At 70.5% G+C, this 25,189-nt stretch carries 26 protein-coding genes; 9 read left to right on the forward strand and 17 right to left on the reverse strand.

The window, feature by feature from the left end:
- Positions 1 to 5: 5 nt before the first annotated feature.
- On the reverse strand, positions 6 to 2,345 hold the full coding sequence (locus OH768_RS04010) for an FHA domain-containing protein (protein WP_406450067.1): 2,340 nt from the start codon (positions 2,343 to 2,345) through the stop codon (positions 6 to 8).
- A 72-nt stretch (positions 2,346 to 2,417) separates the two neighbouring features.
- On the reverse strand, positions 2,418 to 2,828 hold the full coding sequence (locus tag OH768_RS04015) for a hypothetical protein (protein WP_406450069.1): 411 nt from the start codon (positions 2,826 to 2,828) through the stop codon (positions 2,418 to 2,420).
- 370 nt (positions 2,829 to 3,198) lie between these two features.
- Between OH768_RS04015 and OH768_RS04020 the strand changes: the two genes are divergently transcribed.
- Positions 3,199 to 3,588, forward strand: coding sequence for a nuclear transport factor 2 family protein (locus OH768_RS04020; protein WP_406450071.1), 390 nt, complete (start codon positions 3,199 to 3,201; stop codon positions 3,586 to 3,588).
- 20 nt (positions 3,589 to 3,608) lie between these two features.
- Here OH768_RS04020 and OH768_RS04025 read toward each other — a convergent pair whose 3' ends face one another.
- Positions 3,609 to 4,538 (reverse strand): AraC family transcriptional regulator, encoded by a 930-nt coding sequence (locus OH768_RS04025; RefSeq protein ID WP_406450073.1) that lies wholly within the window; start codon positions 4,536 to 4,538, stop codon positions 3,609 to 3,611.
- 104 nt (positions 4,539 to 4,642) lie between these two features.
- Between OH768_RS04025 and OH768_RS04030 the strand changes: the two genes are divergently transcribed.
- Entirely contained in the window at positions 4,643 to 5,629 is a 987-nt protein-coding gene (locus OH768_RS04030; RefSeq protein WP_406450075.1) for an oxidoreductase, read from the forward strand.
- A gap of 3 nt (positions 5,630 to 5,632) precedes the next feature.
- Here the strand turns inward: OH768_RS04030 and mgrA are convergent, their stop codons facing one another.
- Positions 5,633 to 6,625, reverse strand: coding sequence for an L-glyceraldehyde 3-phosphate reductase (gene mgrA, locus OH768_RS04035; protein ID WP_406450077.1), 993 nt, complete (start codon positions 6,623 to 6,625; stop codon positions 5,633 to 5,635).
- Positions 6,626 to 6,750: 125 nt separating this feature from the next.
- Here mgrA and OH768_RS04040 point away from each other — a divergent pair, with 125 nt between their 5' ends.
- The gene (locus OH768_RS04040) at positions 6,751 to 7,641 is read left to right on the forward strand and encodes a LysR substrate-binding domain-containing protein (RefSeq protein ID WP_401952915.1); all 891 of its coding nucleotides are present in this window, start codon (positions 6,751 to 6,753) and stop codon (positions 7,639 to 7,641) included.
- Between the two features lie 27 nt (positions 7,642 to 7,668).
- Positions 7,669 to 8,184, forward strand: coding sequence for a DUF664 domain-containing protein (locus tag OH768_RS04045; RefSeq protein ID WP_406450080.1), 516 nt, complete (start codon positions 7,669 to 7,671; stop codon positions 8,182 to 8,184).
- Here OH768_RS04045 and OH768_RS04050 read toward each other — a convergent pair.
- The 4 genes from OH768_RS04050 to OH768_RS04065 all read right to left on the reverse strand — a co-directional run bounded on the left by OH768_RS04050 (position 8,166) and on the right by OH768_RS04065 (position 11,133).
- Complete coding sequence (locus OH768_RS04050; RefSeq protein ID WP_406450082.1) at positions 8,166 to 9,236, reverse strand: adenosine deaminase; 1,071 nt, start codon at positions 9,234 to 9,236, stop codon at positions 8,166 to 8,168. The two genes, OH768_RS04045 and OH768_RS04050, sit on opposite strands and share 19 nt — an antisense overlap.
- A gap of 50 nt (positions 9,237 to 9,286) precedes the next feature.
- Positions 9,287 to 9,682: a VOC family protein gene (locus OH768_RS04055; RefSeq protein ID WP_406450084.1), complete on the reverse strand. Its 396-nt coding sequence runs from the start codon at positions 9,680 to 9,682 to the stop codon at positions 9,287 to 9,289.
- Between the two features lie 96 nt (positions 9,683 to 9,778).
- A complete protein-coding gene (locus OH768_RS04060; protein WP_406450086.1) occupies positions 9,779 to 10,711 on the reverse strand; it encodes a M48 family metalloprotease in 933 nt (310 codons plus the stop codon).
- Positions 10,712 to 10,761: 50 nt separating this feature from the next.
- Positions 10,762 to 11,133, reverse strand: coding sequence for a BlaI/MecI/CopY family transcriptional regulator (locus OH768_RS04065; RefSeq protein WP_093630913.1), 372 nt, complete (start codon positions 11,131 to 11,133; stop codon positions 10,762 to 10,764).
- Positions 11,134 to 11,356: 223 nt separating this feature from the next.
- Here OH768_RS04065 and OH768_RS04070 point away from each other — a divergent pair, with 223 nt between their 5' ends.
- Complete coding sequence (locus tag OH768_RS04070) at positions 11,357 to 12,067, forward strand: dienelactone hydrolase family protein (RefSeq protein ID WP_406450088.1); 711 nt, start codon at positions 11,357 to 11,359, stop codon at positions 12,065 to 12,067.
- A gap of 114 nt (positions 12,068 to 12,181) precedes the next feature.
- Positions 12,182 to 12,640 carry a pyridoxamine 5'-phosphate oxidase family protein gene (locus tag OH768_RS04075; protein WP_406450090.1) on the forward strand — a complete coding sequence of 153 codons (459 nt, stop codon included), beginning with the start codon at positions 12,182 to 12,184 and terminating at the stop codon, positions 12,638 to 12,640.
- A 16-nt stretch (positions 12,641 to 12,656) separates the two neighbouring features.
- Here the strand turns inward: OH768_RS04075 and OH768_RS04080 are convergent, their stop codons facing one another.
- The 9 genes from OH768_RS04080 to OH768_RS04120 form a co-directional block, all read right to left on the reverse strand.
- Complete coding sequence (locus OH768_RS04080) at positions 12,657 to 13,562, reverse strand: aldo/keto reductase (RefSeq protein ID WP_359612322.1); 906 nt, start codon at positions 13,560 to 13,562, stop codon at positions 12,657 to 12,659.
- A 42-nt stretch (positions 13,563 to 13,604) separates the two neighbouring features.
- Positions 13,605 to 14,969: an RICIN domain-containing protein gene (locus tag OH768_RS04085; RefSeq protein ID WP_406450093.1), complete on the reverse strand. Its 1,365-nt coding sequence runs from the start codon at positions 14,967 to 14,969 to the stop codon at positions 13,605 to 13,607.
- 134 nt (positions 14,970 to 15,103) lie between these two features.
- Entirely contained in the window at positions 15,104 to 16,159 is a 1,056-nt protein-coding gene (locus OH768_RS04090; protein WP_406450095.1) for an NAD-dependent epimerase/dehydratase family protein, read from the reverse strand.
- An 84-nt stretch (positions 16,160 to 16,243) separates the two neighbouring features.
- A complete protein-coding gene (locus OH768_RS04095; protein WP_406450097.1) occupies positions 16,244 to 16,876 on the reverse strand; it encodes an SRPBCC family protein in 633 nt (210 codons plus the stop codon).
- The gene (locus tag OH768_RS04100; protein WP_406450099.1) at positions 16,873 to 17,247 is read right to left on the reverse strand and encodes an ArsR/SmtB family transcription factor; all 375 of its coding nucleotides are present in this window, start codon (positions 17,245 to 17,247) and stop codon (positions 16,873 to 16,875) included. Before OH768_RS04100 ends, OH768_RS04095 begins: the two co-directional genes overlap by 4 nt.
- Positions 17,248 to 17,311: 64 nt before the next feature.
- Positions 17,312 to 18,709, reverse strand: coding sequence for an aldehyde dehydrogenase family protein (locus tag OH768_RS04105; RefSeq protein ID WP_406450101.1), 1,398 nt, complete (start codon positions 18,707 to 18,709; stop codon positions 17,312 to 17,314).
- A gap of 20 nt (positions 18,710 to 18,729) precedes the next feature.
- Positions 18,730 to 19,947, reverse strand: a complete 1,218-nt coding sequence (locus OH768_RS04110; protein WP_406450103.1) for an RNA polymerase sigma factor — start codon at positions 19,945 to 19,947, stop codon at positions 18,730 to 18,732.
- Entirely contained in the window at positions 19,947 to 20,303 is a 357-nt protein-coding gene (locus OH768_RS04115; protein ID WP_406450105.1) for a YciI family protein, read from the reverse strand. Before OH768_RS04115 ends, OH768_RS04110 begins: the two co-directional genes overlap by 1 nt.
- Positions 20,304 to 20,396: 93 nt before the next feature.
- Positions 20,397 to 20,873, reverse strand: coding sequence for a MarR family winged helix-turn-helix transcriptional regulator (locus OH768_RS04120; protein WP_406450107.1), 477 nt, complete (start codon positions 20,871 to 20,873; stop codon positions 20,397 to 20,399).
- 111 nt (positions 20,874 to 20,984) lie between these two features.
- On the opposite strand from OH768_RS04120, the gene OH768_RS04125 reads away from it, so the two are divergent.
- From OH768_RS04125 to OH768_RS04135, 3 genes are all read left to right on the forward strand, one after another.
- Positions 20,985 to 22,067 (forward strand): substrate-binding domain-containing protein, encoded by a 1,083-nt coding sequence (locus OH768_RS04125; RefSeq protein WP_406450109.1) that lies wholly within the window; start codon positions 20,985 to 20,987, stop codon positions 22,065 to 22,067.
- A gap of 213 nt (positions 22,068 to 22,280) precedes the next feature.
- Positions 22,281 to 23,978 (forward strand): purine-cytosine permease family protein, encoded by a 1,698-nt coding sequence (locus OH768_RS04130; RefSeq protein ID WP_406450111.1) that lies wholly within the window; start codon positions 22,281 to 22,283, stop codon positions 23,976 to 23,978.
- A 94-nt stretch (positions 23,979 to 24,072) separates the two neighbouring features.
- Complete coding sequence (locus OH768_RS04135; protein WP_406450113.1) at positions 24,073 to 25,101, forward strand: acyl-CoA dehydrogenase family protein; 1,029 nt, start codon at positions 24,073 to 24,075, stop codon at positions 25,099 to 25,101.
- The last annotated feature ends 88 nt before the right edge of the window (positions 25,102 to 25,189 follow it).

A 25,189-nucleotide genomic window follows, 5' to 3' on the forward strand; every position in this document is an offset into this window, starting at 1 on the left:
GCGCCCTATTTCCGCATCACGGCGGGTTCGTGCCGGCGCAGCAGCCGGGACACCAGGAAGCCGAAGAGCAGCGACAGCACGAGCAGCATGCCCATGTTGACCAGCCACACCCCGGCCGAGTGCCGGAACATCGGATCGCCGGTCAGCTCACCCGGCACGATCCGGGCCAGCCCGATGGTGCCGGCCATGCCGCCGAGCGCCCACCGCGAGGGCACGAGCCAGGAGAGCTGTTCCAGGCCGGGTACGCCGTTCAGTTTCAACAGGGCACCGCAGAACACGACTTGGACGATGGCGAGCAGCACGAGCAGCGGCATCGTCACCTCCTCCTTGCGCACCATTGCGGAGACCAGCAGGCCGAGCATCATCGCCGTGAACGCCAACAGGGCCACGGCAACGGTGATTTCGATCAGGGGTGGCATCAACACCCCTTTTCCACGGGGCGCGTTGAGGTCGACGCCGAACAGGCCGACGAGGGTGAGCACCACGGCCTGTGCCACGGTGATCGCGCCCAGCACGACGACCTTGGAGAGCAGGTACGCCGATCTGGACAGGCCGACGGCTCTCTCGCGCCGGTAGATCGCGCGTTCCTTGACGAGTTCGCGCACGGCGTTGGCCGCGCCGGTCAGCACACCGCCGACGCAGAGGATGAGCAGCGCGTTCATCGCCGTCTCGCGCGTCAGTGTGCTCCCGGCGAGCGCGCGGGCCATCGCGCCCATCACGAACGGCAGCGCGATCATGATGACGAGGAAGGTCCGGTCGGCGGCGAGGGCGGCGGCGTAACGCCGTACCAGCGTGCCGAGTTGCGCGCTACGGCTGCGGGGCCTGGGCGGCGGCGCCACGGCGAGCGGACCGGAGCCGAGCAGATGGGGCTGCGCGGTGGAGTTGCGGATGTACTGGCGTTGGAAGGGGGATTCCCTGAACTCCCCTGCCCAGTCCCGGTCCTGGTCGCGCTCGAAGGACTCGAAGGCCTCCGGCCAGTGCTCGAAGCCGAAGAACGCGAGGGCGTCGTCGGGTGGCCCGTAGTAGGCGACCTTTCCGCCGGGAGCGAGCACCAGGAGCCGGTCGCACACGTCGAGGCTGAGGACGCTGTGGGTGACGACGATGACGGTGCGGCCGTCGTCGGCGAGGCCGCGCAGCATGTGCATCACCGAGCGGTCCATGCCGGGGTCGAGGCCGGAGGTCGGTTCGTCGAGGAAGAGCAGCGACGGCTTGGTCAGCAGTTCCAGTGCCACGCTGACCCGCTTGCGCTGGCCGCCGGAGAGGCTGTGCACGGGCTGCTCGGCCCGCTGCTGGAGGCCCAGTTCGCGTACGACCTCCTCGACCCGGGCCTGTCGCTCGGCCTTCGCCGTGTCCTGGGGGAAGCGCAGTTCGGCCGCGTAGGACAGGGCGCTGTGCACGGTCAGCTGGGCGTGCAGGATGTCGTCCTGCGGGACCAGACCGATGCGCTGGCGCAGTTCGGCGTAGTCGCGGTAGAGGTCGCGGCCGTCGTACAGGACGGTCCCGCGGTCTGCGGGGCGCTGGCCGGTGAGTGCGTTCAGGAGGGTGGACTTGCCGGCGCCGCTGGGGCCGACGACGGCGAGCAGGCATTTCTCGCCGACCGGGAACGACACCTGGTCGAGCAGGACCTTGCGGCCGTGGTCGACGGCGACCGTGAGGTCCTGGACGTCGAGGGAGACCTCGCCGGTGTCGACGTACTCCTGCAGCTGGTCGCCTACGAGACAGAACGCGGAGTGCCCGATGCCGACGATGTCGCCCGGGCCGATGGGGGCGAGGGTGACGGGCTGGCCGTTGAGGTAGGTGCCGTTGTGGCTGCCGAGGTCGACGATCTCGTACGTCCCGTCCGGCATGGCCCGGAGTTCGGCGTGGCGGCGGGAGACGATCAGGTCGTCGACGACGAGGTCGTTGTCGGCGGCCCGGCCGATGCGGACCGTGCGGGCCGGCAGCGGCCGTACGGTGGTCGGCTGCCGGAAGGTGCCGGTGAAAGCGGGCATGGACACGGCCGAGGGGCGTTCCGGGGCCGGGGCCGGGCGGTCGGCCAGGGTGACGCACGGGCCGTCGGCCGCGCTGCCGAAGCGGATCACGCTGCCGGGGCCGACGCCCCACTGGTGGACGCGGCGGCCGTCGGCGTAGGTGCCGTTCGTGCTCTGTTCGTCCTCCAGCGTCCAGTGGTCGGCGTCGGGCCGCAGTACCGCGTGGTGCCAGGAGACCCGGGCGTCGTCGATGACGATGTCGCTCAGCGGGTCGCGGCCCACGTGGTAGTCGCGGCTGGGGGTCATGACCGTGAAGCCCGACTCCGTCTCCAGGAGGAGTTCGGGCGCGGTCGGCGCCATCGGCCGCTCTGACATGACCTGAATTCTACCGATTCGTCCACCTGTGCGCCCGGCCAGCGGTCAGGGGTGGGCGACGGGCGACACGTGTCAGGCGACCGGGACGACGAGCGCGGGGACGGTCCGCTGCATACGGAGGGCGTCCACCGATTCGGCGAGCAGCTCGTACTCGGTGGTCTCGTCGCTGATGGCGATCTGCACCAGTCGGCCGGCCGCCAACTCGTAGGCGACCTGCTCCTGTTGGCCCACATCACGGGACCATGTGCGTAACGCCTTGGGCACGTCGGGCGCCGTGTCGGCGACCGGTACCAACGCACCCCGGGGGAAGCGCGGGTTGTCCGGCTGCGGGTCGAGCCGGTCGGCCATCCACACCGCGCGGTCCCGTAACCACCACAGGGCCAGTGCCAATGTGGGAGCGCGGTAGGTGCCCAGGGGCACACCGACGCGCTGTCCGCCGCAGGTACCGTACGCGGTGACATGGCACAGGAATTCGTCGTGCACGATCACTCCCCCGTCGCGTGTCTCGAATGCCGGTCGGGCCTCGCTTTCCATGCGGCTCTGGCTGGCGGCTCGGGTGGCTCAGGTGGTGCGCACGATGGCGGATTCGCATCGTGAAGTGGTGCCCTAGCAGACGAGTATGTTCACTCCTGAAACACTGTCACCACGACTTTTTAGCCAGTCTCTTGGCATATTCACAGCCTCTTCTGGCCGAAAAGCTTCGGGGCCCCTTTTGTGCTGATCTCCGGCCGTCATTACCCGCGGGGTAATCGACGCTCCGCGCGGGCCCCGGCATGGTGGAGCCACCGGGTCGCCACGCATCGAGATCCGGGCCCTGACCAGTACGAACGACCTCGACGGAGGCTGATTCACCATGTCCGAGAACACCGACCGATACGAGAATGCCGTCGCCCGCTACTTCGAGGCCTGGAACGCGGGCGAGCCGGAGACACTGGCGAAGGCGGTGGCCGCCGCCTGGTCCGTCGAGGGTACCTATACCGACCCATTGGCGGCAGTCACCGGCCACACGGAGATCGCCGGACTGATCGCCGGGGCGCACGCACAGTTCCCGGGATCTGTCTTCCGCCCGCTCGGGACCGTCGACGGGCACCACGACACCGCCCGGTTCTCCTGGGAGTTGGTGAACGGGGCCGACGGCTCGGCCCCCGTCGCCGGTTTCGACGTGATCACGCTGGACACGGACGGCCGTATCCGCTCCGTGCTCGGTTTCCTCGACCGGGTGCCCACCGGGGCGACCGGGTGACCGTACGGCCCGAAGAGCGGCTAGCTCCTGGCGAGGGCCTCCTCGCGGTACCGCCTCGGTGCCACCCCGACCGCGCGTTTGAAGGCGTTGCTGAAGGCGCTCTCGGAGGTGTAGCCGACGGACCGGGCGAGCGCGCCGACCGGAGCGGCGTCCTGGCGGAGGGCCTGGGCGGCCAGGTTCATGCGCCAGTTCAGCAGATACGTCAGGGGCGGCACTCCGGCCGCCTCCTTGAACCGTACGGCGAACGTGGTGCGGGACATCGCCGCCGCCCGGGCCAGCTCCTCCAACTGCCAGGGGTGGGCCGGGTCGCCGTGCATCAGGCGCAGGGCGGGGGCGAGCCGTTCGTCGGCGAGGGCGCGCAGCCAGCCGGGCGGCAGCCCGTCCGACTCGGCCAGACAGACCCGCAGCACCTGCACGAACATCAGCTGGGCGAGCTGCGCCGAGACGAACTCGACGCCGGCCCTGCGGGTCCGCATCTCGGCCGCCAACTGCCCGATGAGCCACCGCAGCACACCGGCCTCGGGCGAGTCGGCCCGGACGTGGACCAGCTCCGGCAGCGCCCGGCGCAGCAGGTCGCCACGGTCGCGGCTGAGGTCGATGTGCCCGGACACGCAGGCGACATCCACCGCCTCACCCTGCCCGAGGCGGCCCATCCGCGTCTCCGGGTCCATGACCACGTCGTCGGAGTCGGTCGGCTCGACACCGGGCCGGCTGCACAGCGTGTACGGCTGTCCGCCGTCGGAGATCACGACGTCCCCCTCGGCGAGCCGCAGGGGTTCGCCGCCGTCGTCCCGGACCAGCAGGCAGCCGCCCTGAAGCACGGCGTTCACCTTCAGCCGGTCGCGTCCGCGCAGCTGGATGGCCCAGTCGCCGCCGGCCGTGAACCCGCCGGAGAACACACTGCGGGCATCGGCGACGGCGAGGGCGTCGGACAGCGGATCCACGGTCATGCTCGAACTATCACGCAAGTAATGCGGATTCTCAAGTATTCATCGTACGGATCGGTCGCCCTACGGTGGTCTCACCAGCTCAAGCTGACGAGGAGAGAGCAGAGATGACCACCACCGCACAGCAGCCCCTGAACTCCGGCTTCGGCGCCGCGTCCACCGCCGAGGAGGTGATCAAGGGCATCGACCTCACCGGCAAGGTCGCGATCGTCACGGGCGGCTACTCCGGGATCGGCCTGGAGACGGCCCGGGTGCTGCGCGCCGCGGGCGCCGAGATCGTCGTACCGGCGAGGGACGTGGAGCGGGCCCGGACGGCGCTGAAGGCTGTGCCCGGAGCCGAGGTCGAGTACCTGGACCTGCTGGACCCGGCGTCCATCGACACCTTCGCGGAGAAGTTCCTCGCCTCCGGGCGCCCGCTGCACCTCCTGGTCAACAACGCCGGGATCATGGCGACCCCGCCGGCGCGGGACGCGCGCGGCTACGAGGCCCAGTTCGCCATCAACCACCTGGGGCACTTCCAGCTCACCACCGGGCTGTGGCCGGCGCTGGTCGCGGCGAAGGGCGCGCGGGTCGTCGTCCTCTCCTCGCGGGGCATCCGCTTCGCGGGCGTCGACTTCGACGACCTGAACTTCGAGTACCGGACCTACGAGCCGTTCCTCGCCTACGGCCAGTCGAAGACGGCCAACGCCCTCTTCGCCGTCGAGGTGGACCGGCGCGGCAAGGAGCACGGCATCCGCGCCTTCGCCGTGCACCCGGGCCTGATCATCGACACCGGGCTGGTCAAGCACATCGACCCGGCGATGCTCCAGGCCGCGGGCGCGCTCGACAGCGCGGGCGAGCCGATCCGCGACCCGGAGCGCCAGATGAAGACGGTGCAGCAGGGCGCGGCCACCACGGTGTGGTGCGCGACCAGCCCGCGGCTCGACGGTCTCGGCGGGGTCTACTGCGAGAACGCCGACATCACCCCGTTGGTGGCCCCCGAGAACGAGGCCGCCTGGGCCACCGGGGACACGATCCCGGGGGTGCTCCCCCGCGCCGTGGACCCGGAGGCGGCGGCCCGTCTCTGGGAGGTCAGCGAGCGGCTTACGGCCTAGCCGTTACGGCCTGACGATCGCGTCGATGCGGGCCAGCTCCTCGGCGTCGAAGTCCAGGTTGCGGGTGGCCGCGACGCTGTCCTCGATCTGCTGCGGGCTGCTCGCACCGACCAGCGCGGAGGTCACCCGGCCGCCGCGCAGCACCCAGGCCAGGGCGAGCTGCGCGAGGGTCTGACCGCGCCCCTTGGCGATGTCGTCGAGGGCGCGGAGCTGTCCCACCAGGTCCTCGGTGACGGCGTCCGAGTTCAGGAACGGGCTGTCGCTCGCCGCCCGGGAACCCTCCGGGATGCCGTCCAGGTAACGGGAGCTGAGGAGGCCCTGCTCCAGCGGGGAGAAGACGATGGAGCCGACCTGGAGCTCGTCGAGGGCGTCGAGCAGGCCCTCGTCCTCGGGGCGCCGGTCGAGCATCGAGTAGCGCGGCTGGTGGATGAGGAGCGGGGTGCCCAGCTCGCCCAGGATGCGGGCGGCCTCCCGGGTCTGCTCCGCCGAGTAGTTGGAGATGCCGACGTAGAGCGCCTTGCCCTGCTGGACCGCCGAGTGCAGGGCGCCCATCGTCTCCTCCAGGGGAGTCTCCGGGTCGGGGCGGTGCGAGTAGAAGATGTCGACGTAGTCCAGGCCCATGCGCGTCAGGCTCTGGTCCAGCGAGGACAGCAGGTACTTGCGCGAACCCCACTCGCCGTAGGGGCCGGGCCACATCAGATAGCCGGCCTTGGTGGAGATCACCAGCTCGTCGCGGTACGGCCCGAAGTCCGCCTTCAGCGCCTCGCCGAGGGCGGACTCGGCGGCGCCGGGCGGCGGGCCGTAGTTGTTCGCCAGGTCGAAGTGGGTGACCCCGAGGTCGAAGGCGCGGCGCAGGATGGCGCGCTGGGTGTCGACCGGGCGGTCGGGCCCGAAGTTGTGCCACAGGCCGAGCGAGATCGCGGGGAGTTTCAGACCGCTGCGTCCGGTGCGCCGGTAGGGCAGGTCCGCGTAACGGTCGGGGTGTGCGGTGTACAACGCGACTCCAGAGGGGTTGGCACACGGGATACCGGTTCCAGGGAACCGTCGCCCACTCTGTCCGACCTGCGGGCAGTGGTCCAACAGAAGAATCCGATGGAATTCAGCGGTTACGCTTCTCAATCATGGAGCTGCGTCATCTTCAGCATTTCATCGCCGTCGCCGAGGACCACCACTTCACCCGGGCGGCGGAGCGGCTGATGGTGTCCCAGTCCGGTCTGTCGGCGTCGATCCGCGCCCTGGAACGGGAGTTGCAGACCCCGCTGTTCGTGCGCACCACCCGCCGGGTCACGCTCACGGAGGCCGGCCGGGCCCTGCTCGGCGAGGCGGAGCGCATTCTGGCGCAGGTGCGGTCGGCGCACGAGGCGGTGGCCGCGGTGCAGGGCGTGCTGCGCGGCACCCTCTCCCTGGGCACCGAGCAGTGCATCGCCGGGGTGCATGTGGCGGGGCTGCTCGCCGCGTTCCGGCGCCGGCATCCCGATGTGGAGATCCGGCTGCGCCAGGCGGGCTCCGGGGCGCTCGCGGAGGAGGTCGCGGCCGGGCGCCTCGACCTGGCCTTCGCCTACCGGACCCAGGCGGACACCGACCAGCTGCGCTCGGTGTCGCTGACCAGTGAGCCGATGACCGTGCTGTGCCATCCCAGCCACCGGCTCGCCCGGATCGGCGCGGCGGTGACTCCGGACGACCTCGGTGGCGAGGTGTTCGTCGACTTCCACCCCGACTGGGCCTCGCGCCGCACCACCGACGCCGTCTTCGCCGCGGCGGGCGTACGGCGGACCGTCGCACTGGAGGTCAACGACGTGCACAGCCTCCTCGATCTGATCGACGAGAACCTCGGGATCGCGGTGGTCCCCCAGCACTTCCGTCACAAGCGCGAGCCCCTCACCGCCCTCCCCCTCAAGGGAACGGGCGAGGAGGTGTACGAGACGGTGGCCCTGCTGCCGCCTCCCCAGGCCACCAGTCCGGCGGCAAGGGCGCTCATGACTCTCCTCGAAACCGGGACTCCGGCCGCGTGAAGGACGGCGATGCGCGAAGGTGGTCGTATGCATGCCAACGACATCCTCATTGACGCGTACGGCCGTATCCAGGAAGAAGTCCACGCCGCCGTCGACGGCCTGACACCGGACCAACTGCACGCGCGCGTGGCCCCCGACGCCAACTCCATCGCCTGGCTGGTCTGGCATCTCACCCGCGTGCAGGACGACCATGTCGCCGACGCCTCGGGCCTCGACCAGGTGTGGCTCACCCAGGGCTGGGAGAAGCGCTTCGGACTCGATCTGCCGGCCCGGGACACCGGATACGGCCACACCTCCAGTCAGGTCGGCAAGGTGCGCGTCGAGTCGGCCGGGCAGCTGACCGGGTACTACGACGCCGTGCACGAGCAGACTCTGGAGTATCTGCGCGGGCTGGCCCCGGAGGACTACGAGCGGATCGTGGACGAGCGCTGGGACCCGCCGGTCAGTCTGGGCGTACGGCTGGTCAGCGTCCTGTCCGACGATCTGGAGCACGTCGGACAGGCCCAGTACGTGCGGGGGCTGCTTCAGAGCGCGGAGGCGTAACCCGGCAGGACGACGTCCTCGATGAGGGCCTTGCGCTCGTCGTACGGGATGAACGCGCTCTTGAGGGCGTTCACCGTGACGGTGCGCAGGTCCTCGACCGTCCAGCCCGCCTCCTCCACCAGGAGGGACATCTCGCGCGTCATCGTCGTACCGGACACCAGCCGGTTGTCGGTGTTGAGGGTGACGCGGAAGCCCAGGTCCTTCAGGGCGGTGATGGGGTGCTCGGCGATCGAAGTGGCCGCGCCCGTCTGGAGGTTGGAGGTCGGGCACATCTCCAGGGCGATCCGGCGGTCGCGGACCCAGCCCGCGAGTCGGCCGAGCTTGCCGTCGACGATGTCCTCGGTGATGCGGACGCCGTGGCCGATGCGCTGGGCGCCGCAGACCTGGAGGGCCTGGTGGATGCTGGGCAGGCCGTGCGCCTCACCGGCGTGGATGGTGAACGGGACGCTCTCGCGGCGCAGGTGCTCGAACGCGGCGAGGTGGTCGGCGGGCGGGAAGCCGTCCTCGGCACCGGCGATGTCGAAGCCGACGACACCGGCGTCCCGGAAGGCCACCGCGAGGTCGGCCGCCTCGGCGACCCGGTCGAACATCCGCATCCCGCACAGCAGCGTCCGCACCTGGACCGGCGTCCCCCCTGCCGCGGCCTTGGCCATACCGGCCGCGAGCCCCTCCTGCACGGTCTCGACGACCTCGCCGAGCGTGAGCCCGCCGTTGGTGTTCAACTCCGGGGCGTAGCGCACCTCGCCGTAGACCACACCGTCGGCGGCGAGGTCGAGGACGTACTCCTCGGCGACGCGCAGCAGACCTTCGCGGTTCTGCAGCACGGCGAGGGTGTGCTCGAAAGTGGCGATGTAGCGCACCAGGTCACCGGAGTTGGCGGCGTCGAAGTACCAGGCGGCGAGCTCGTCCGGGTCCGTGGTGGGCAGGGTGTGCCCGGCCGTCTCGGCGAGCTCCACCACGGTGGCGGGGCGCAGGCCGCCGTCGAGGTGGTCGTGCAGCACGGCCTTGGGGAGCCGGTAGAGGGCGTCGGCGTCTATGCGCGTAGATGACATGTGCGGTCGTTCCTCGGTCGATCGGTGAGCGGGGTCGGGCGGTACGGGGTTCAGGCGGCGGGCTGGAGGAGGTCCCAGCGGTTGCCGTACAGGTCCTGGAAGACGGCGACCGAACCGTACGGCTCGTGGCGCGGCTCCTCCAGGAAGGTCACGCCCGCGGCGAGCATCCGGGCGTGGTCGCGGGCGAAGTCGTCGGTGTGCAGGAAGAAGCCGACGCGCCCGCCGGTCTGGTCGCCGATCCGGCCGCGCTGGTCCTCACCCTTGGCACGGGCGAGCAGCAGACCGGTACCGGGTCCGTCCGCGCCGGGCGGCGCCACGACGACCCAGCGGGAGCCGTCGGGGCGGGGCGCGTCCTCGACGAGGCGGAAGCCCAGGGCTTCGGTGTAGAAGCGGATCGCCTCGTCGTAGTCGTCGACGACGAGGGTGACCAGAGCTATACGGCTCATCGGGGGGCTCTCCGTGCGGTTCCGTTCGGTGGGATATTGACGCGTGAGGTTATACGTAAAACGTCGCTGGCGCCAGTCGCCCGCCGGACCCGCCCCTCAGCCGGCCTCCTCGCCCTGGGCCACCTCCACCCGATGGTGGACGTCGATCATCTCGGTGGCCGAGGCGGCGAAGGAGAGCGCCGCGCAGGCGATCAGCAGGGCGGCGAGTCCGCAGGCGGCTGTGCGGCGCGTGCCGCGCGGGGCCGCGAGGAGGGCCTTGACACGCTGTGGGACCGGGCCGGTCGTGGCGCCGGGGACGAAGTCCGGGCGGCGGGAGCGGGCCGACTGTCCGGCGAGGGCCGCGCGGGCGATGGCACGGGCGATCAGGCGCCGGTCACCCACGGCGGTGGCGGCGGCCTCGTCGGCCGCGCGTTCGGCCGCGAGCCGGATCGCGTCGCGGACCGGTCCGAGCGCGGGGTGGCAGCGGGCGGCGAGTTCGGCGGCGACGAGGAAGTAGTGGTGGCCGCCCGCGTTGTGGGCCCGCTCGTGCGCGAACAGCGCCTCGCGCTCGGCGGCGTCGAGGCTGCGCAGCATCCCGGTGGTGACGACGATGCGGTGCGGTCGCCCGGGCAGGGCGTAGGCGTCCGGGTGCGGGGAGTCGAGCACGCAGAGGTCACCGGCGGCAGGCCCGCGCCCGGCCTGCGTACGGGCGGCACGGAAGGCACGGGACTGGTGCAGCGCCCACCGGGTCAGCATCCAGGCGCACACGGCCAGGGCACCGGCGGACAGCACGGCCATCGGCGGGACGAGACCGCCGTAGGAGGTGCGCAGTGGGTGGATCAGTTCACCGAGCGACGCGAACAGCGGGAGCCGGAGCAGACCGGTCAGGACGAACGCGCCGAGTGCGGCGAGGGTGCAGCCGGCCGCGGTCACCGCGGAGCCGGTGAGGAGCCACAGGGCGGTGACCGGCGTGAGCCGCTCCAGGGCGCGCCGGGCCGGTGGCCGCAGCGCGAACGGCAGCACGAGCGGGAGGAGCAGGAGGGCGATCATCGGTCACCGGATTTCATCGCACCCAGCATTCCACGCCTCACGGCGCCCCACTACTGCTCACCGGACTCGAGGAGGTCGCGCAGGACGCGTTCGTCGTCGGGGCTGAGCTGGGCGACGAAGCGGGCGAGGACGGTCTCCCGGTCGCCGTCCCGGTCGAGTTCGGTGTGCATCCGGCGGGCGGTGAGGCCCTGCGCGTCCTGGACCGGGAAGTAGGCGTAGCCGCGGCCCTGGCGCCTGCGGTCGACGACGCCCTTGTCGTGCAGCCGGGTCAGGATCGTCGTCACCGTGGTGCGGGCCAGGCCCGTGCCGAGGCTCAGCTGCACCTCTCCGGGGGTCTGCGGGTCGCCGGCGGCCCAGAGGGCGGCCATGACGGTGGCCTCCAGCTCACCCGCCGGTCGGCGTTCGTCCTTCGCGTCGGCCATGGGAACGATCCTCACCCCGTCCTCGTCTGCGGTCCAGCAGACCGTCTACAGAATTGTAGTCATCGAGGTGCCGGATCGTCACTGCACCCGTGTGCCCGTTCCCGCGTGCCCCTTGCGGAAGGGGTCCGAGCGAGCTCCGGGTCCGGGCGTGACAGGCTGGTGATCGTGTCGAGGCCGCCCCGGCACTCCCCCATCGAGCACCGCCGTACAGGAGTTGAGCGCCATGTCCTCCGAGCTGCCGAAGTCGACCGGAGCCCCGGCCCGCCAGAACGTCACCTTTCCCAGCGCCGGGGGCACCGCCCACGGATATCTCGCGCTGCCGCCGTCCGGGAGCGGGCCGGGTGTGATCGTCATCCAGGAGTGGTGGGGCCTGACCGACCACATCGCCAATGTGGCCGACCGGCTCGCGCAGGAGGGCTTCGTCGCGTTCGCGCCCGACCTGTACGGCGGGAACGTGGCGCACGAGAGCGACGAGGCCCTGCGGATGATGCGGGCGCTCCCGGTCGCCCGCGGTGTCGAACTGCTCTCCGGCGCGGTCGGCCACCTGCTGTCGCTCCCCGAGGTCACCTCGGACACGGTCGGCGCGGTCGGCTTCTGCATGGGCGGCGGCTTCGTCCTGTACCTGGCCGCGGCCGACCCGCGGGTCAGCGCGGCGGTGCCGTTCTACGGCGTGATCCAGGGCGAGTTCCCCGACTTCTCCGGGCTGAAGGCTCAAATCCTCGGCCACTACGGCGAGTTGGACGAGAGCATCCCCACGAAGAGCCTCGACGCCCTGCGCGAGACCATCGAGCGGCAGTCCGGCATCACCGCGGACCTGCGCCTCTACCCGGCGAACCACGCCTTCTTCAACGACGGCCGCCCGGTCTACGACGCCGACTCCGCGGCCCGCGCCTGGGCGAGCACGGTGCCCTTCCTGCACACTCAACTGGGCTGACGCCAGGGCGCCTTTCCCGCACGCCTCGCCGGGCCGACGCCACGGCGCCTCGGTCCGAGGTCCTACGCCCCCGGCCCGAGGCGCCGCGCGGGCGCCGCCGGTAGCGTCCCGGGCATGAAGATCACCGTGCCGCCCCGCGGCCCCGAGGAACGCAGGCGTGACGTACTGGCGCGGCTGGAGCGGGAGTTGGACATCTGGGTGGCCTCGGCTGACGCCGACGGGCTGCCCTGTCTGGTGCCGCTGTGGTTCGTCTGGGACGGGGAGGCCGTCTGGCTGTGCACCCGGCCCACGAATCCCACGGGCCGCAATCTGAGCGACGGGCGGCGGACCCGGCTGGCCTTCCCGGACACCCGGGACGTCGTGCTCGTCGACGGCGAGACCACGGCCTTCACCGCCGAGGACGTCCCGGCCGCCGCTGCCGACGCCTTCCCCGCGAAGTACGGCTGGGATCCCCGTCAGGACCGTGCGCCCTACTCCTTCTTCCGGGTGAGGCCGCTGGCCGTCCAGGCGTGGCACGAGGTGCGGGAGCTGCCCGAGCGCCATCTGATGCGGGACGGCGTCTGGCTGGCCTGAGCAGCCCCGCTCCGGCTCAACCGGCCTTCCTGTGCAGGCCGTTGAGCCCGGCCAGTTCGTCGTCGGTCAGGCGGATCGCGCCTACCGCCACGTTCTCGGCGAGGTGGTCGGGGTTGCCCGTGCCGGGGATGGCGAGGACGTGCGGGCCCTGGGCCAGGGTCCAGGCCAGGCGGATCTGGGCGGGGCCGGCATCGTGGGCCTCCGCGACGGCCAGGACCTCGTCGTCGTGGGCGGTGGTCGCGCTCCTGGCCCCGCCGGCGCCCGCGATGGCGAAGAACGGCACGAACGCGATGCCCTGTTCGCCGCAGATCCGCAGCATGTCGTCGGTCTCGGATTTGTACGAGTCGAGCGCGAACCGGTTCTGCACGCTCACCACCGGGGCGATCTCCTGCGCCTCGGCGAGGTGCCGGGGCTCGACGTCGGAGAGCGCGAGGTGCCGGACCAGGCCCTCCTCCTGGAGCTCGGCGAGCGCGCCGAAGTGCTCGGCGATCGAGTCCTGCCCCATCCGGCGCAGATAGACCACGTCGAGCTGGTCGCGCCCGAGCTGGCGCAGGTTCTCCTCGACATGACCGCGCAGGTCGTCGGGGCGTGCGGCACTGCCCCACTCCCCCGAGTAGGTGCGGAAGGGCCCGACCTTCGTGGCGATCACGAGGTCGTCGGGGTAGGGGGCGAGCGCGGTGTTGATGAGTTCGTTGGCCGACCGCAGCGTCGAGAAGTAGAAGGCGGCCGTGTCGATGTGGTTCACACCGAGCTCAACTGCCTTGCGCAGCACGGCGATCGACTGGTCGCGGTCGCTCGGCGTGCCGAGGTTGAAGGCGGCGCTGCCCGTCAGCCGCATCGCGCCGAAGCCGATGCGGTTGACGGTCAGGTCGCCGAGTTTCCAGGTGCCCGCGGCTGCGGCGGTGATCTTCGCGGAGGTCATCAGCGGAGTTTCGCACATACGCACGGCGCGGCCACCCGCACTTTACGGATATGTGTAGGTGTTCAGGGTGTCGACGGCCGCTGCGGGGTTACCGAGGTCGTAGCGGTCCACGGCAAGGAAGTTGGGCTTCTTGCGGGCGGCCGGCTGGCAGAACCGCTGGGCCCGGTCGAGGACCTTGGTGTTGTCGGTCTGCGCCGTCCCCGCGATGGTGGCGTCACGGAAGTGGTTCATGACGAACAGCGGACGGAACCCCGAATAGGTCTGGGTGAGCGGGACGTTGAGGTCGCTGCCGTACCAGCGGCTGTAGCAGGACCAGTCGGAGGAGCTCGCGCCGGAGCCCATGGACCAGTAGTTCTCGACGGTCCACTCGCGCTGGTACATCACGCCGAAGCTGTCCCGGGTCAGCCCGGCGGACTCGTCGGAGGCGCGGCTGTGGTCGGTGAAGATCAGCAGTCGGTGGTTGGCGGCGATCAGGTCGGCCAGCTTCGGCCAGCCGTTCTGCTTCACACCGGTCTGGTCGGGGCGGTACAGCACGTCGTACAGGCCGTTGACGCGGGCGAGTTCACTGCGCAGGACGGTCGGGTCGACGTAGTCCTCCAGGAAGACGGTGACGAACTGGTCGGTGTGCGTCTTGAGGAAGTCCACCGTGCGCTGGAGGTCGACGTTCAGGGCGACCGGGCTGCTGACCAGGGTGCAGCTGTCGTGGCACAGGATCGCGCCGTCGGAGGTCTGGTGGATGTCCAGCATGAACCCCCGTACGCCGTCGGAGAGTTGCTGGTTGATGCCCCGTGACTGGTTGGGGAAGAAGTTCACGAAGGGCGGGGCGAAGCCGCCGTCGACTCCGTTGGCGTAGGCGTTGTGCGCGGTGAGGAACGTGACCTGGTCCAGGGTGCGTTGGTCCTGGGCGGGGATCGGACTGGTGGGTGAGGTGATCGGGGTCAGGTACCAGGAGGCGAGGCCGCCGGAGGAGCCGATGGCGAGCTGGGCCGGATAGTTGGCGCCGGAGGGCTTGGCGGCCACGGTCAAGTAGCTTGCCGTGCCCGGCACTTGGAGCGAGTACTGGTCGCCGCCGGTCGCGGTGATCTGCCAGGCCGCGTCGGCGCTCGTGCAGGCGACGGTCTTCGCCTGGGCGCCCGAGCGGCCCAGGCAACTGCCGGCCGTGTCGGTGCTCTCCAGGACGTACGAGGATCCGCTCGTCCGGAGGTTCCACTGCTGGTGGTCCTCGTTGCCCTTGGGGTTGTGCTGCTCCACCGCTCCCCCCTTGTCGGCCGCGTTGAGCCCGGTGGTGGCGCTCTGGACGTAGTAGGTGCCGGGTGCCGGGACCGCGTCGGCGGCGCCGGCCGGTGGAGAGACGAGCGTCGCGGCCAGCGCTGCGGTGATGGCCAGCAGGGCGTGGGGGGTTCGCATGGGTGCCCTTCGGTTGAGTGTGGTCAGGCTCATGACACCGGAAAGGTGATCGGGCCACACCCAAGCGCCTCTGGTCTGAACCAGTCAAGAGGGGTGAACGGTCCGCGGAATGAACGGCGAAGGACCGGGAACGGTCAGCGCGCTTTCCTCAACTCCCGCCACGCCAGGTAGTGATCGACCAGAGTCTCCTCCAACGGCCGGTACTGGATGCCCAGTTCCTCCACTCCGCGCCGGTTGTCGACCGTGAACCTGATCCCGAGGTGCTTGCGGATGTAGTCCTGGGTGAGCCCGAACGCGGGGCCCAGGATGCGCACCGGCCAGTGCGGGAGGGCGTGCCGGGGCAGTCGGTAGTTGCGCGGGAAGTGCTGCCGCAGGGCGCGTGACATGTCGAGGAAGGACGCCATCCGGGTCGCGGCGACGATGTAGCGGCCGTGCGCGTCGGGACGTTCGGCCGCCGCGATGTGCGCGCTCGCGACGTCCCGCACGTCGGCGACGGTGAAGCTGAAGTCGGGTGCCCCGTAGAAGAAGTAGCCCTTGAACAGCTCGTCGAGGAGGAACAGGCTGCCGGAGTCCGAGGCCGGGGTGAGTGAAGGCCCCAGGATCAGGCCGGGGTTGACGGAGACCATGCGCCAGCGGTCCTGTGCGTGTGCCGCGTCCCAGGCGGCGCGTTCGGCGACGGTCTTGGCGTAGTGGTACGGGTTGTTCTCGACCGTGCTGGTGGTGTTGACGTAGTCCTCGGAGAGGATCTCGTCCTTCATCTCCCGTACGTCGGCGTAGTCCCCGAAGATCGCGCCGACCGTCGAGGTGAACACCAACTTCTCGACGGCGGAGGTCCGTTCGACGCCGACGAGGACGTTCCGGGTGCCGGTGAGCGCCGGCTCGACGACGTCCTTCCGACCGTCCTTGATCTTCTCCGGCATCAGGAACGGCGAGGCCACGTGGAACACGACGCGGCAGCCGTCCATCGCCGCGTCGAAGGAGCCCTCCGCCAGCAGATCGGCCTCGAACAGCTCCAGGGCGCCCGGGAATTGGGTCTGCATCGCCCGCAGCGGCGCGACCTTCGCCTCGTTGCCGAGGGACCGCACGGTGGTGTGCACCCGATAGCCGCGCTCCAGCAGTTGCCGGACCAGATGGCTGCCGACGAATCCGCTGCCGCCGGTCACCAACACCGTCCCGCCGCCGACACTCATCCCTGGCTCCGATCACCCGTGGCATCCAGCGCGCACGCTACAACGGTGATCGGTCCCGGGTCAGCGGTTCGGCCGCTACGACTCTCAACTCCCGGTCCCCGTATAGGCGGCCGTGGTCCGGTCGGCGGACGCGCGGGCCACCGACTCGTCCTCACCACTCGCGACGTCGGCCGCGTACCACGCCTCGCTGCTCAACGTGACGAAGCGGCGGCCCTCCTCGGACGCCAGCCAGGCCATGGCGTCCTCGGGCTTAACGGAACCGGCGCCCGACAGATTGCCGTCGAGCCCCAGGAGGATCGAGTCCCAGCCGACGCCCACCGCGCCGGGCCCGAACTCGGCCCACTTCGTGTCGTCGACATGGGCGATGTGCTCCAACTCGAAGCGTGTCCCGTCGCCCTCGGGTGTCAACCGCAGCTCGATCCAGCTGACTTCGCCGCCGAACTCCCAGGTCGCGAAGAAGCTGTTGGGCGGGTCGCAGCGCTCGATCGTGCCGCCCGCGTTGCCCTGCAACTGGTACTTGCCGCCCGGCCGCAGTTCGCCGGTCACCGGCAGGAACCAGCGCGGGATGCGCTCGGGGTTGGTGCAGGCGTCCCAGACGTCCTCGGGCGGTGAGTCGTACGACTGGCTGATCGTGATCACACGGGCCTCGCCGGCCCGGAAGTCGCGGCGGCCGACGCGGCGGCTCACGGAGTTGATCTGGTGGGTCACGTCAATCATGGGGTGCTCCTCGACTCGTCGGGGCTGTCGTCGGCGGCGCCGCGGAGCCGGCGCTCACGCCTGCCCCGGGCCAACTCGGTTGCCAGGGCGTCCAGATGCGGGGTCCAGTAGCGGCGGAACCGGTCGAGCCAGGCGTCGATGTCCCGCAGCGGCTCGGAGTTCACCGCGTACAGACGGCGGGTGCCGTCCGGCCGTACCGTCGCGAAGCCGTTCTCCCGCAGCACCTTCAGATGCTGCGAGACCGCGGGCTGCGATATCCCGAACTCCCGCCGCACGACATCACCGACCGTGCCGGCGGGCTGCTCGCCCTCGGCGAGCAGCTCCAGGATGCGGCGGCGCACGGGGTCTCCGAGCACATCGAAAGCGTGCATGAGCACCAAAATATCACCGGTCGCTTATATAAGCGACCGGTGATACATGGAGGGGGGTGGCGGGTCAGGCCAGCGGCTTCTCCAGCAGCGCCTTGCGGTGGCTGAACGTCTCGATCGAGTAGCGGCCGTGGTAGTTGCCCATGCCGCTCTCGCCGACGCCACCGAAGGGCAGGTCGGAGACGGTGAGGTGGGCGAGCGGGAGGCCGTAGCCGACGGCGCCGGAGGAGGTCTCGGCGGCGATCCGGGCGCGGGTGTCGTCGGAGCCGGTGAACACGTACAGGGCGAGCGGCTTGTCCCTGTCGTTGATGAAGTCCATCGCCGCGTCGAGGCCGGGGACGGTGACGATCGGCAGGATCGGGCCGAAGATCTCCTCCGCCATGACCGGGGCCTTCGGGTCCACGTCGGCGAGCACGGTCGGCGCAATGTACTTGTCCGTCCGGTCACTGCGTCCGCCGACGACGACCCGGCCGGAGTCGAGCAGTCCGGAGAGCCGGTCGAAGTGGCGTTCGTTGACGATACGGCCGTACTCCCCGGAGGTCTGCGGGTCGGCGCCGTAGACCTTCTCGACGGCGGTCACCAGCAGGGGTTCGAGCGCGGCGGCGGTGTCCGGGTCGGTGAGGACGTAGTCGGGGGCGACGCAGGTCTGGCCGGCGTTGAGGAACTTTCCGCGCGCCAACCGGTCGGCCACGACGGCGAGATCGGCGTCGCGGTCGACGAACGCCGGTGATTTGCCGCCGAGTTCGAGGGCGACCGGGGTCAGGTGCTCGGCGGCGGCGCGCAGGACGATGCGGCCGACGGCGCCGTTGCCGGTATAGAAGATGTGGTCGAAGTGCTCGGCGAGCAGGGCCGTGGTCTCGGGGATCGCGCCTTCGACGACGGCGACCGCGTCGGTGTCGAGGTAGGCGGGCAGCAGCCGGGCGATGGCGGCGGAGGTGGCCGGGGCCAGCTCGCTGGGCTTGAGGACCACCGCGTTGCCCGAGGCCAGCGCGCCGACGACCGGGGTCAGCAGCAGCTGCACCGGGTAGTTCCAGGGGGCGATCACCAGGACGACGCCGAGCGGGTCGTACTGCGTCCAGGCGGTCGCGTCCGTGCCGAGGTGGGCCGGTACGGGGGCCGACTCGGGGCGCAGCCACTCTTCGAGGTGGTCGAGGGTGTGGTCGATCTCGCGGATCGTGAAGCCGATCTCGGTGCGCTGGGACTCGGCGGCGCTCTTGCCGAGGTCGGCGTGGAGAGCGGCGGCAAGGTCGTCGCCGTGCTCCGTGAGCAGGTCGCGGAGGCGGCGCAGCTGGGCGGTGCGCCACTCGACGGGCTTGGTGCGGCCGGTGCGGAAGGTGGCGCGCAGCCGGGCCACGACGTCGGCGGGCTGCTCGGGGCTGGACTGGTTCACGGTGCCTCGCTGGTGGTGCGTGGGTGGGTGGTCTCGACAGTCAGGTGTATATAGCAACCTTTCATGCCCCACCATTAATCCCGGTGTGGAGAAGGTCACTCTCCGCAGCGAGACTTCCACATCCCGGCGAGTTCCTCGCGTCGGCGTTCCAGGTAACCGCGCTCCGCCGCGCTCTCCGTGCGGGCGAGGGCCGCCTCGTACGCCGCCACCGCCTCCGTGCGGCGGCCCAGGCGGCGCAGCAGATCGGCGCGCACCGCGTGGAGGACGTGGTAGTCGTCGAGGTCCAGCGCGTCCACGAGGTCGAGGGCCTTGCGCGGGCCGTCGACCTCGGCGACGGCGACGGCCCGGTTGAGGGCGACGACCGGGCTCGGCGCGACGGCCATGAGCTGGTCGTAGAGCTGGAGGATCTGTCCCCAGTCCGTCGCGTCCGCGGTTGACGCGTCGCTGTGCACAGCGTTGATCGCGGCCTGGATCTGGTAGGGCCCGGGGTTGTTCAGCCGCAGGCACCGCCGGACGAGTGACTGGCCGTCTGCGATCAGCTCGCGGTCCCACCGGTCGCGGTCCTGCTCGGGAAGCGGCACCAGCTCGCCGTTCGCGCCCTCCCGGGCGGTCCGGCGCGACTCGACGAGCAGCATCAGCGCGAGCAGGCCGGTGGCCTCGGGCTCGTCCGGCATCAGCTCGGACAGGAGGCAGCCGAGGCGCAGGGCTTCGGCGCACAGTTCGGGCGAGTCGGTGTAGCCCTCGTTGAAGATCAGGTAGACGACGGCCAGGACGCCCTTGAGACGGTCGGGGAGGTCCGCGTCGCGGGGCACCCGGTACGGGATCTTCGCGTCGCGAATCTTGGCCTTGGCGCGGACCAGGCGCTGGGCCATCGTCGGTTCCGGCACCAGGAAGGCGCGGGCGATCCGGGCGGTGGTGAGCCCGCCGAGCAGCCGCAGGGTGAGCGCGACCTGCGCCTGGGTGGCGAGCGCGGGGTGGCAGCAGGTGAAGATCAGACGGAGCCGGTCGTCGCGCACGGGTCCCTCCTCGGCGGGCGCGTCGGACGCGTACAGCAGGGCGGCCTCGCTGTGCCGGGCCTCCCGGGAGGACTCCCGGCGCAGCCGGTCGATCGCGCGGTTGCGGGCGGTCGTGATGATCCACCCGGCCGGACTCGGCGGCACACCGGTCTCCGGCCATTTCTGTACGGCCGTGGTGAAGGCGTCCTGAACCGCTTCCTCGGCGAGGTCGATGTCGCCGAGGAAGCGGACCAGGACGGAGACCGCGCGCCCGTACTCGGTACGGAAGACGGCCTCGATGTCGGTGGCGAACGCCATCAGTCCTCGGACGTGTTCATGAAGGGGCGCACCTCGACGGGCAGGGTCGTGGCCCAGGTCGCCCGCCTGCCCCACTCCAGGGCCGCGTCCAGGTCGGCCGCCTTGATCAGGCAGAGCCCGCCCAGATACTCCTTTCCCTCGGCGTACGGGCCGTCGGTGATCAGCACGTCCCCGTCCTTGGGACGCAGCACGGTGGCCGTCTCGGGCCCGTGCAGTCCGCCGGCGAAGACCCAGGCACCGGCGGCCTGGAGTTCGTCGTGGAAAACATCCAGCTTGCGGCGGATCTCCGCCATCTCCTCGGGCGAGGGCATCTGTCCGTCGGTCGGCGTGATCACACTGAGCAGGTAGTGCTGCATGGCGTCCTCCATGGCGCAGGGGGTTCTCGAAGTCCCTGGGGGGGATCTCTCACCTCCTACACGAACGCCGTGTTCCCGGATCGACACCGCACCTCAGGAAACCGGCAGGATTTTCTCGGGGGATGCCTCGGTGGGCGCTTCCGCGGGCTCCTGGTCCAGCGCCGCGGTGAGCCGCGCGAGCAGTCGTACGAGGTCGCCGTGGTCGTCGATCGCGTCGAGCAGCCGGGTCTGGTCGGTGAGGAGGCGGTGCGCGGCACGCTGGTGGAGGGTGCGGCCCCGGGCGGTCAGGTGGAGCAGGACGCGGCGGCGGTCGGCCCGGTCGGGGCGGCGGTGGACGAGGTTGTCGGCGACCATCCGGTCCACCAGCTTGGTCAGGCTCGGCGCGGGCATCAGGGCCTGGTCGGCGATCTCGGTCATCGGATGGCCCTTGCCGTCGGCGATGATCGACAGGACGCGCCACTGCTCGACCGAGCAGTCCTCCTCGGCCAGTACGACGGCCATGCGCAGGCCCAGTCGCCGCTCGGCGTGACTCAGCAGGTGGGCGAGGCCCGGCGACGGTACGGACGACATTGCCGCTGTCCTTCCGGTAGGTCTACTGTGCGGTTCAGATTACGAGCCTCTGCGAGGGCGCCGGGGCCGGGCCCGGTTTCCGTGCCCTCATGCCCTCACGGAGGTGGTCTGGTGCGTTCCCTGCCGCCCGGGCGGATCAGCGGCCCGGTCAGGACCCTGGTCGTGGCGCTGGTCGTGCCCCTGCAAGGTCCGGCGGGCGTCTTCGGTCCGTCCTGCGAACTTGCCGCGCAGCTCGCCGTGGAGGAACTCAACTCCGCCGGCGGGGTGTTGGGCCGCGAGGTCCGGCTGATCGTGGTGGACGGCGGCGGCCCGGCGGAGCAAGTGGCCGCCGAGGTCGAGGTGTTGGTGTCCATGCGCGCCGTCGACGCGGTGGTCGGCTGGCACACCTCGGCGGTCCGCAAGGCGCTGGTGCCGCGCATCGCGGGCCGGGTGCCGTACGTCTACACCGCGCAGTACGAGGGCGGCGAGCGCACCCCCGGCGTGTTCCTGACCGGCGAGACCGACGCGGCCCAACTCCTGCCCGCGATGCGACTGTTGGCGGAGGAGACGGGTGCGCGGCGCTGGTGCACGGTGGGCAACGACTACGTGTGGCCGCGGGTCACCGCACAGGCCGCGCGCCGCTACGCCCGGGAGTGCGGCGGCCGGGTGCGCGACGAGGTCTTCGTCCCGCTGGGCACGTACGAGTTCGGTCCGGTCCTGCGCCGGGTCGAGCGGTGCGAGGCGGACGCCGTCCTGATGCTGCTGGTCGGGGACGACGCGGCGCGCTTCAACAGGGCGTTCGCCGCCCACGGGTTGCACCAGCGGTGTCTGCGGCTGAGCACGCACATGGACGAGAACATCCTGCTGGCCACCGGCGCGGAGGCCACCGAAGGGCTGTGGGCGGCGGCCGGCTACTTCGAGACCCTCGCCACCGCCGAAAGCCTTGATTTCAGCGGGCGTTACGCGGCCCGGTTCGGCGTGGAGGCACCCGTCGTGGGCAGTCTCGGCGAGTCCTGCTTCGAAGGCGTACGACTGCTGGCGGCACTGGCCGAGCGGGCGCGGTCGCTCAATGTGGGCGACATGTGCGCGGTGGGCGGAACGGTTTCGTACGAGGGCCCGAGAGGTGTACTGCGCCTGCACGGCAATCACCTCCGCCAACGGCTGTATCTGGCGCGGGCGGACGCCTTCGACTTCGACATCGTCGCCCAACTCTGACCTCCCCCACCTGCCAGGACCAAGGCTACCTTCCCGCAGGAATAGTTTCCACAGGAAGTATCAATTAAATCTACGCGCGTCACCGGAAGAATTTTGAAAGGTCTCTCATTTAAAGGGCCCGAAACGGCCGCGAAACAATTCGGCGTGACTCTTCCGTCCAACTCCCCCGGGCCGTCCGGGAGGTGACCCACACCCGTGGAAGAGGGAAGTGTCGTGACGGAGATCGTCGACAAAGAGGCGCCGGCAACGGCTGCCGGACGGACCTACAACGACTGGGCGCAGAACGACACGCTGGAGGACTACTCGCTGCGCTACGCGCCGAAGTCCTTCCGGCGCTGGACGCCGTACGTGGTGGCCACCACCGCTCTCGGCGGCATCGCGTACCTCGCCGACTTCGCCATCGGCGGCTCGATCGCGATCTCGAACGGCTTCTCCAGCGCCATGGTGGCGATCCTGGCGGCGGCGGTGACGATCTTCCTCACCGGCATCCCGATCTCGTACTACTCGGCCAAGTACTCCATCGACATGGACCTGTTGACCCGTGGCGCCGGCTTCGGCTACCTGGGCTCGACCCTCACGTCGGTGATCTACGCCAGCTTCACCTTCATCTTCTTCGCCCTAGAGGGCTCGATCATGGCGCAGGCACTCGACCTGGGCCTCCACATCCCGCTCGCCGTCGGCTACTTGATCTGCTCGCTGATCATCCTGCCGCTGGTGATCTACGGCATGACCGCGCTCTCCAAGATGCAGGTGTGGACGCAGCCGGTGTGGCTGGTGCTGATGGTCGCGCCGTTCGTGTCCATCGCCATTCAGGAGCCGGGCAAGTTCTCGCAGTTCACGCACTTCGCGGGCAACTCCCCCACCGGTTCCGGCATCAGCATGCTCGGCGTCGGCGCGGGCGCCGGTGTGGCGCTGTCGCTGATCGCGCAGATCGGTGAGCAGGTCGACTATCTGCGGTTCATGCCCGACAAGACCCCGCAGAACGCCAAGAAGTGGTGGGGCGCGGTGCTCTCCGCCGGCCCCGGCTGGGTGATCCTCGGTGCGGCCAAGCAGATGGGCGGCGCCTTCCTCGCCTTCTACATCGCCGGCAGCGTGGGTCTGGCCAAGGCCAACGAGCCCATTCAGCAGTACGTGTCCGGCTTCAAGACCTTCGCCGCTCCGGTCGCCCTGGGTCTGGCCACGTTCTTCGTGATCCTCTCCCAGATAAAGATCAACTCGACGAACGCGTACTCCGGTTCGCTGTCCTGGTCGAACTTCTTCTCCCGCCTGACACACCGTCACCCGGGCCGCGTGGTCTACATCTTCCTCAACGTCGGCATCGCGCTGGCCCTGATGGAGGGCGGCGTCTTCGGCTTCCTCAACACCGTCCTCGGCTTCTACTCCAACGTGGCGATCGCCTGGATCGGCGCGGTCGTCGCCGACCTCGTCATCAACAAGCCGCTCAAACTCAGCCCGTCCTACATCGAGTTCAAGCGCGCCCACCTGTACAACTTCAACCCGGTCGGCTTCGGCTCGATGCTCATCGCCTCCGCCGTCTCCATCGCCGCGTACTTCGAGGCGTTCGGCGACTACGGCAAGGCGTACTCCCCCTTCATCGCCCTGTTCCTGGCGATGGTGCTCTCGCCCCTGTTCGCGGTCCTCACCAAGGGCAAGTACTACATCGCCCGCCTCGACGACCTGGAAGAGCCGCTGCTCGGCCCCGACGGGCTGCCCTCGGCCGTGGAGCTGACCTGCGCGGTCTGCGCGACGGCCTTCGAGCGCCCCGACGTGGCGAACTGCCCCTTCCACTCCGGCCCGATCTGCTCCCTCTGCTGCAGCCTGGACAAGGACTGCCACGACTCCTGCAAGACCGGCCCCGGCGCCACCGGCCCGGTCGACCTCGCGATGCCCGCCGTACGCTCGGACGACTGACCACCGCGTCGTCGCCACCGCTCCGGCCCGCGTCCCGCGACACGGGCCGGAGCGTCGCGCGTGGCCGACCCGGCCGATCGGGAGAATCACCCGCATGACCTCCCACGTTCTCGTCGCACGCGCCCGACGGCTGGCGGACGACCTCCTCACCCCGCACGCCGAACAAGTCGACCAGGAGGGCGTCCCGGCGACCCACATCGAGGCGATCAAACAGTCCGGCCTGCTGGGCGTGAACGCCCCCGTGGCCTACGGCGGCTCGGCGGCCCCCGGCGCCGTGGCGAGGGAGACGGCGGAGATCCTGGCCGGGGCGTGCTGCTCCACATGGTTCGTCCAGACGCAGCACCACACGCCCGTCATGACGCTGGCGAAGAGCGAACTGCCGGTGCGGGAAAGGCTGTTGGGCCCGCTCTCGCGAGGCGAGCTGATGTCCGGGGTGGCCTACGCACATCTGCGGGCGTATCCCCGGATCCCGGTACGGGTGTCGCGGGAGCGGAACGGCTGGCGGTTCGACGGGACGGTGCCCTGGTACACGGGCTGGGGCCTGAACGACGTGATGCTGCTCGCGGGGGTGACGGACGCGGACGAGGCGTTGTTCGCGTTCACCGAGGCGCGGGAACAGCCCGGACTGCACCCCTCAACTCCCATGCGGCTGGCGGCACTTACCGCCTCCCGGACCGTGTCGCTGGAGCTGGACGGCCTGTGGCTCCCCGAGGAGGCGGTAGCCCTGCGCGCACCGTACGCGGAGTGGGCGAAGGCGGACCGCCCGAAGCCGACGAACGCGTCACCGGCGGTGTTCGGAGTCGCGGAGGCAGCACTCGCCCTGCTCGACGACGACACCGCCGACCCGCTCCGCACCCGCCTCGACGAGGTACGCGAACAGGCCTACTCCCTGGCCGAACACCCGGTACCGCACGAGCACTTGGCCGAGCGGCTGGCCCTCAGGACACAGGCGTACGACGTGCTGATGACGGCCACGACGTCGGCCGTGGTGGCCGGGGGCGGCCGATCCCTGTCCTTGACGAGCAGGGCCCAACGCCTCGCGCGCGAAGCCCTGTTCCTGCTGGTCCAGGGCCAGACGGCGGAGTCGAGAGCGGCCCACTTGAAAGCGCTGGCCGACTCGTAATTCGCTTGACCCGGTCACGGAGCGCCGCTGCACTGTGGCGGGGCATCACGGGACGTGGTGCCGGTACCCCTGGGAGGCAGCGACAGTG

Origin of the sequence: Streptomyces sp. NBC_01622, assembly GCF_045209635.1 — a bacterium.
Taxonomy (GTDB): Bacteria; Actinomycetota; Actinomycetes; order Streptomycetales; family Streptomycetaceae; genus Streptomyces.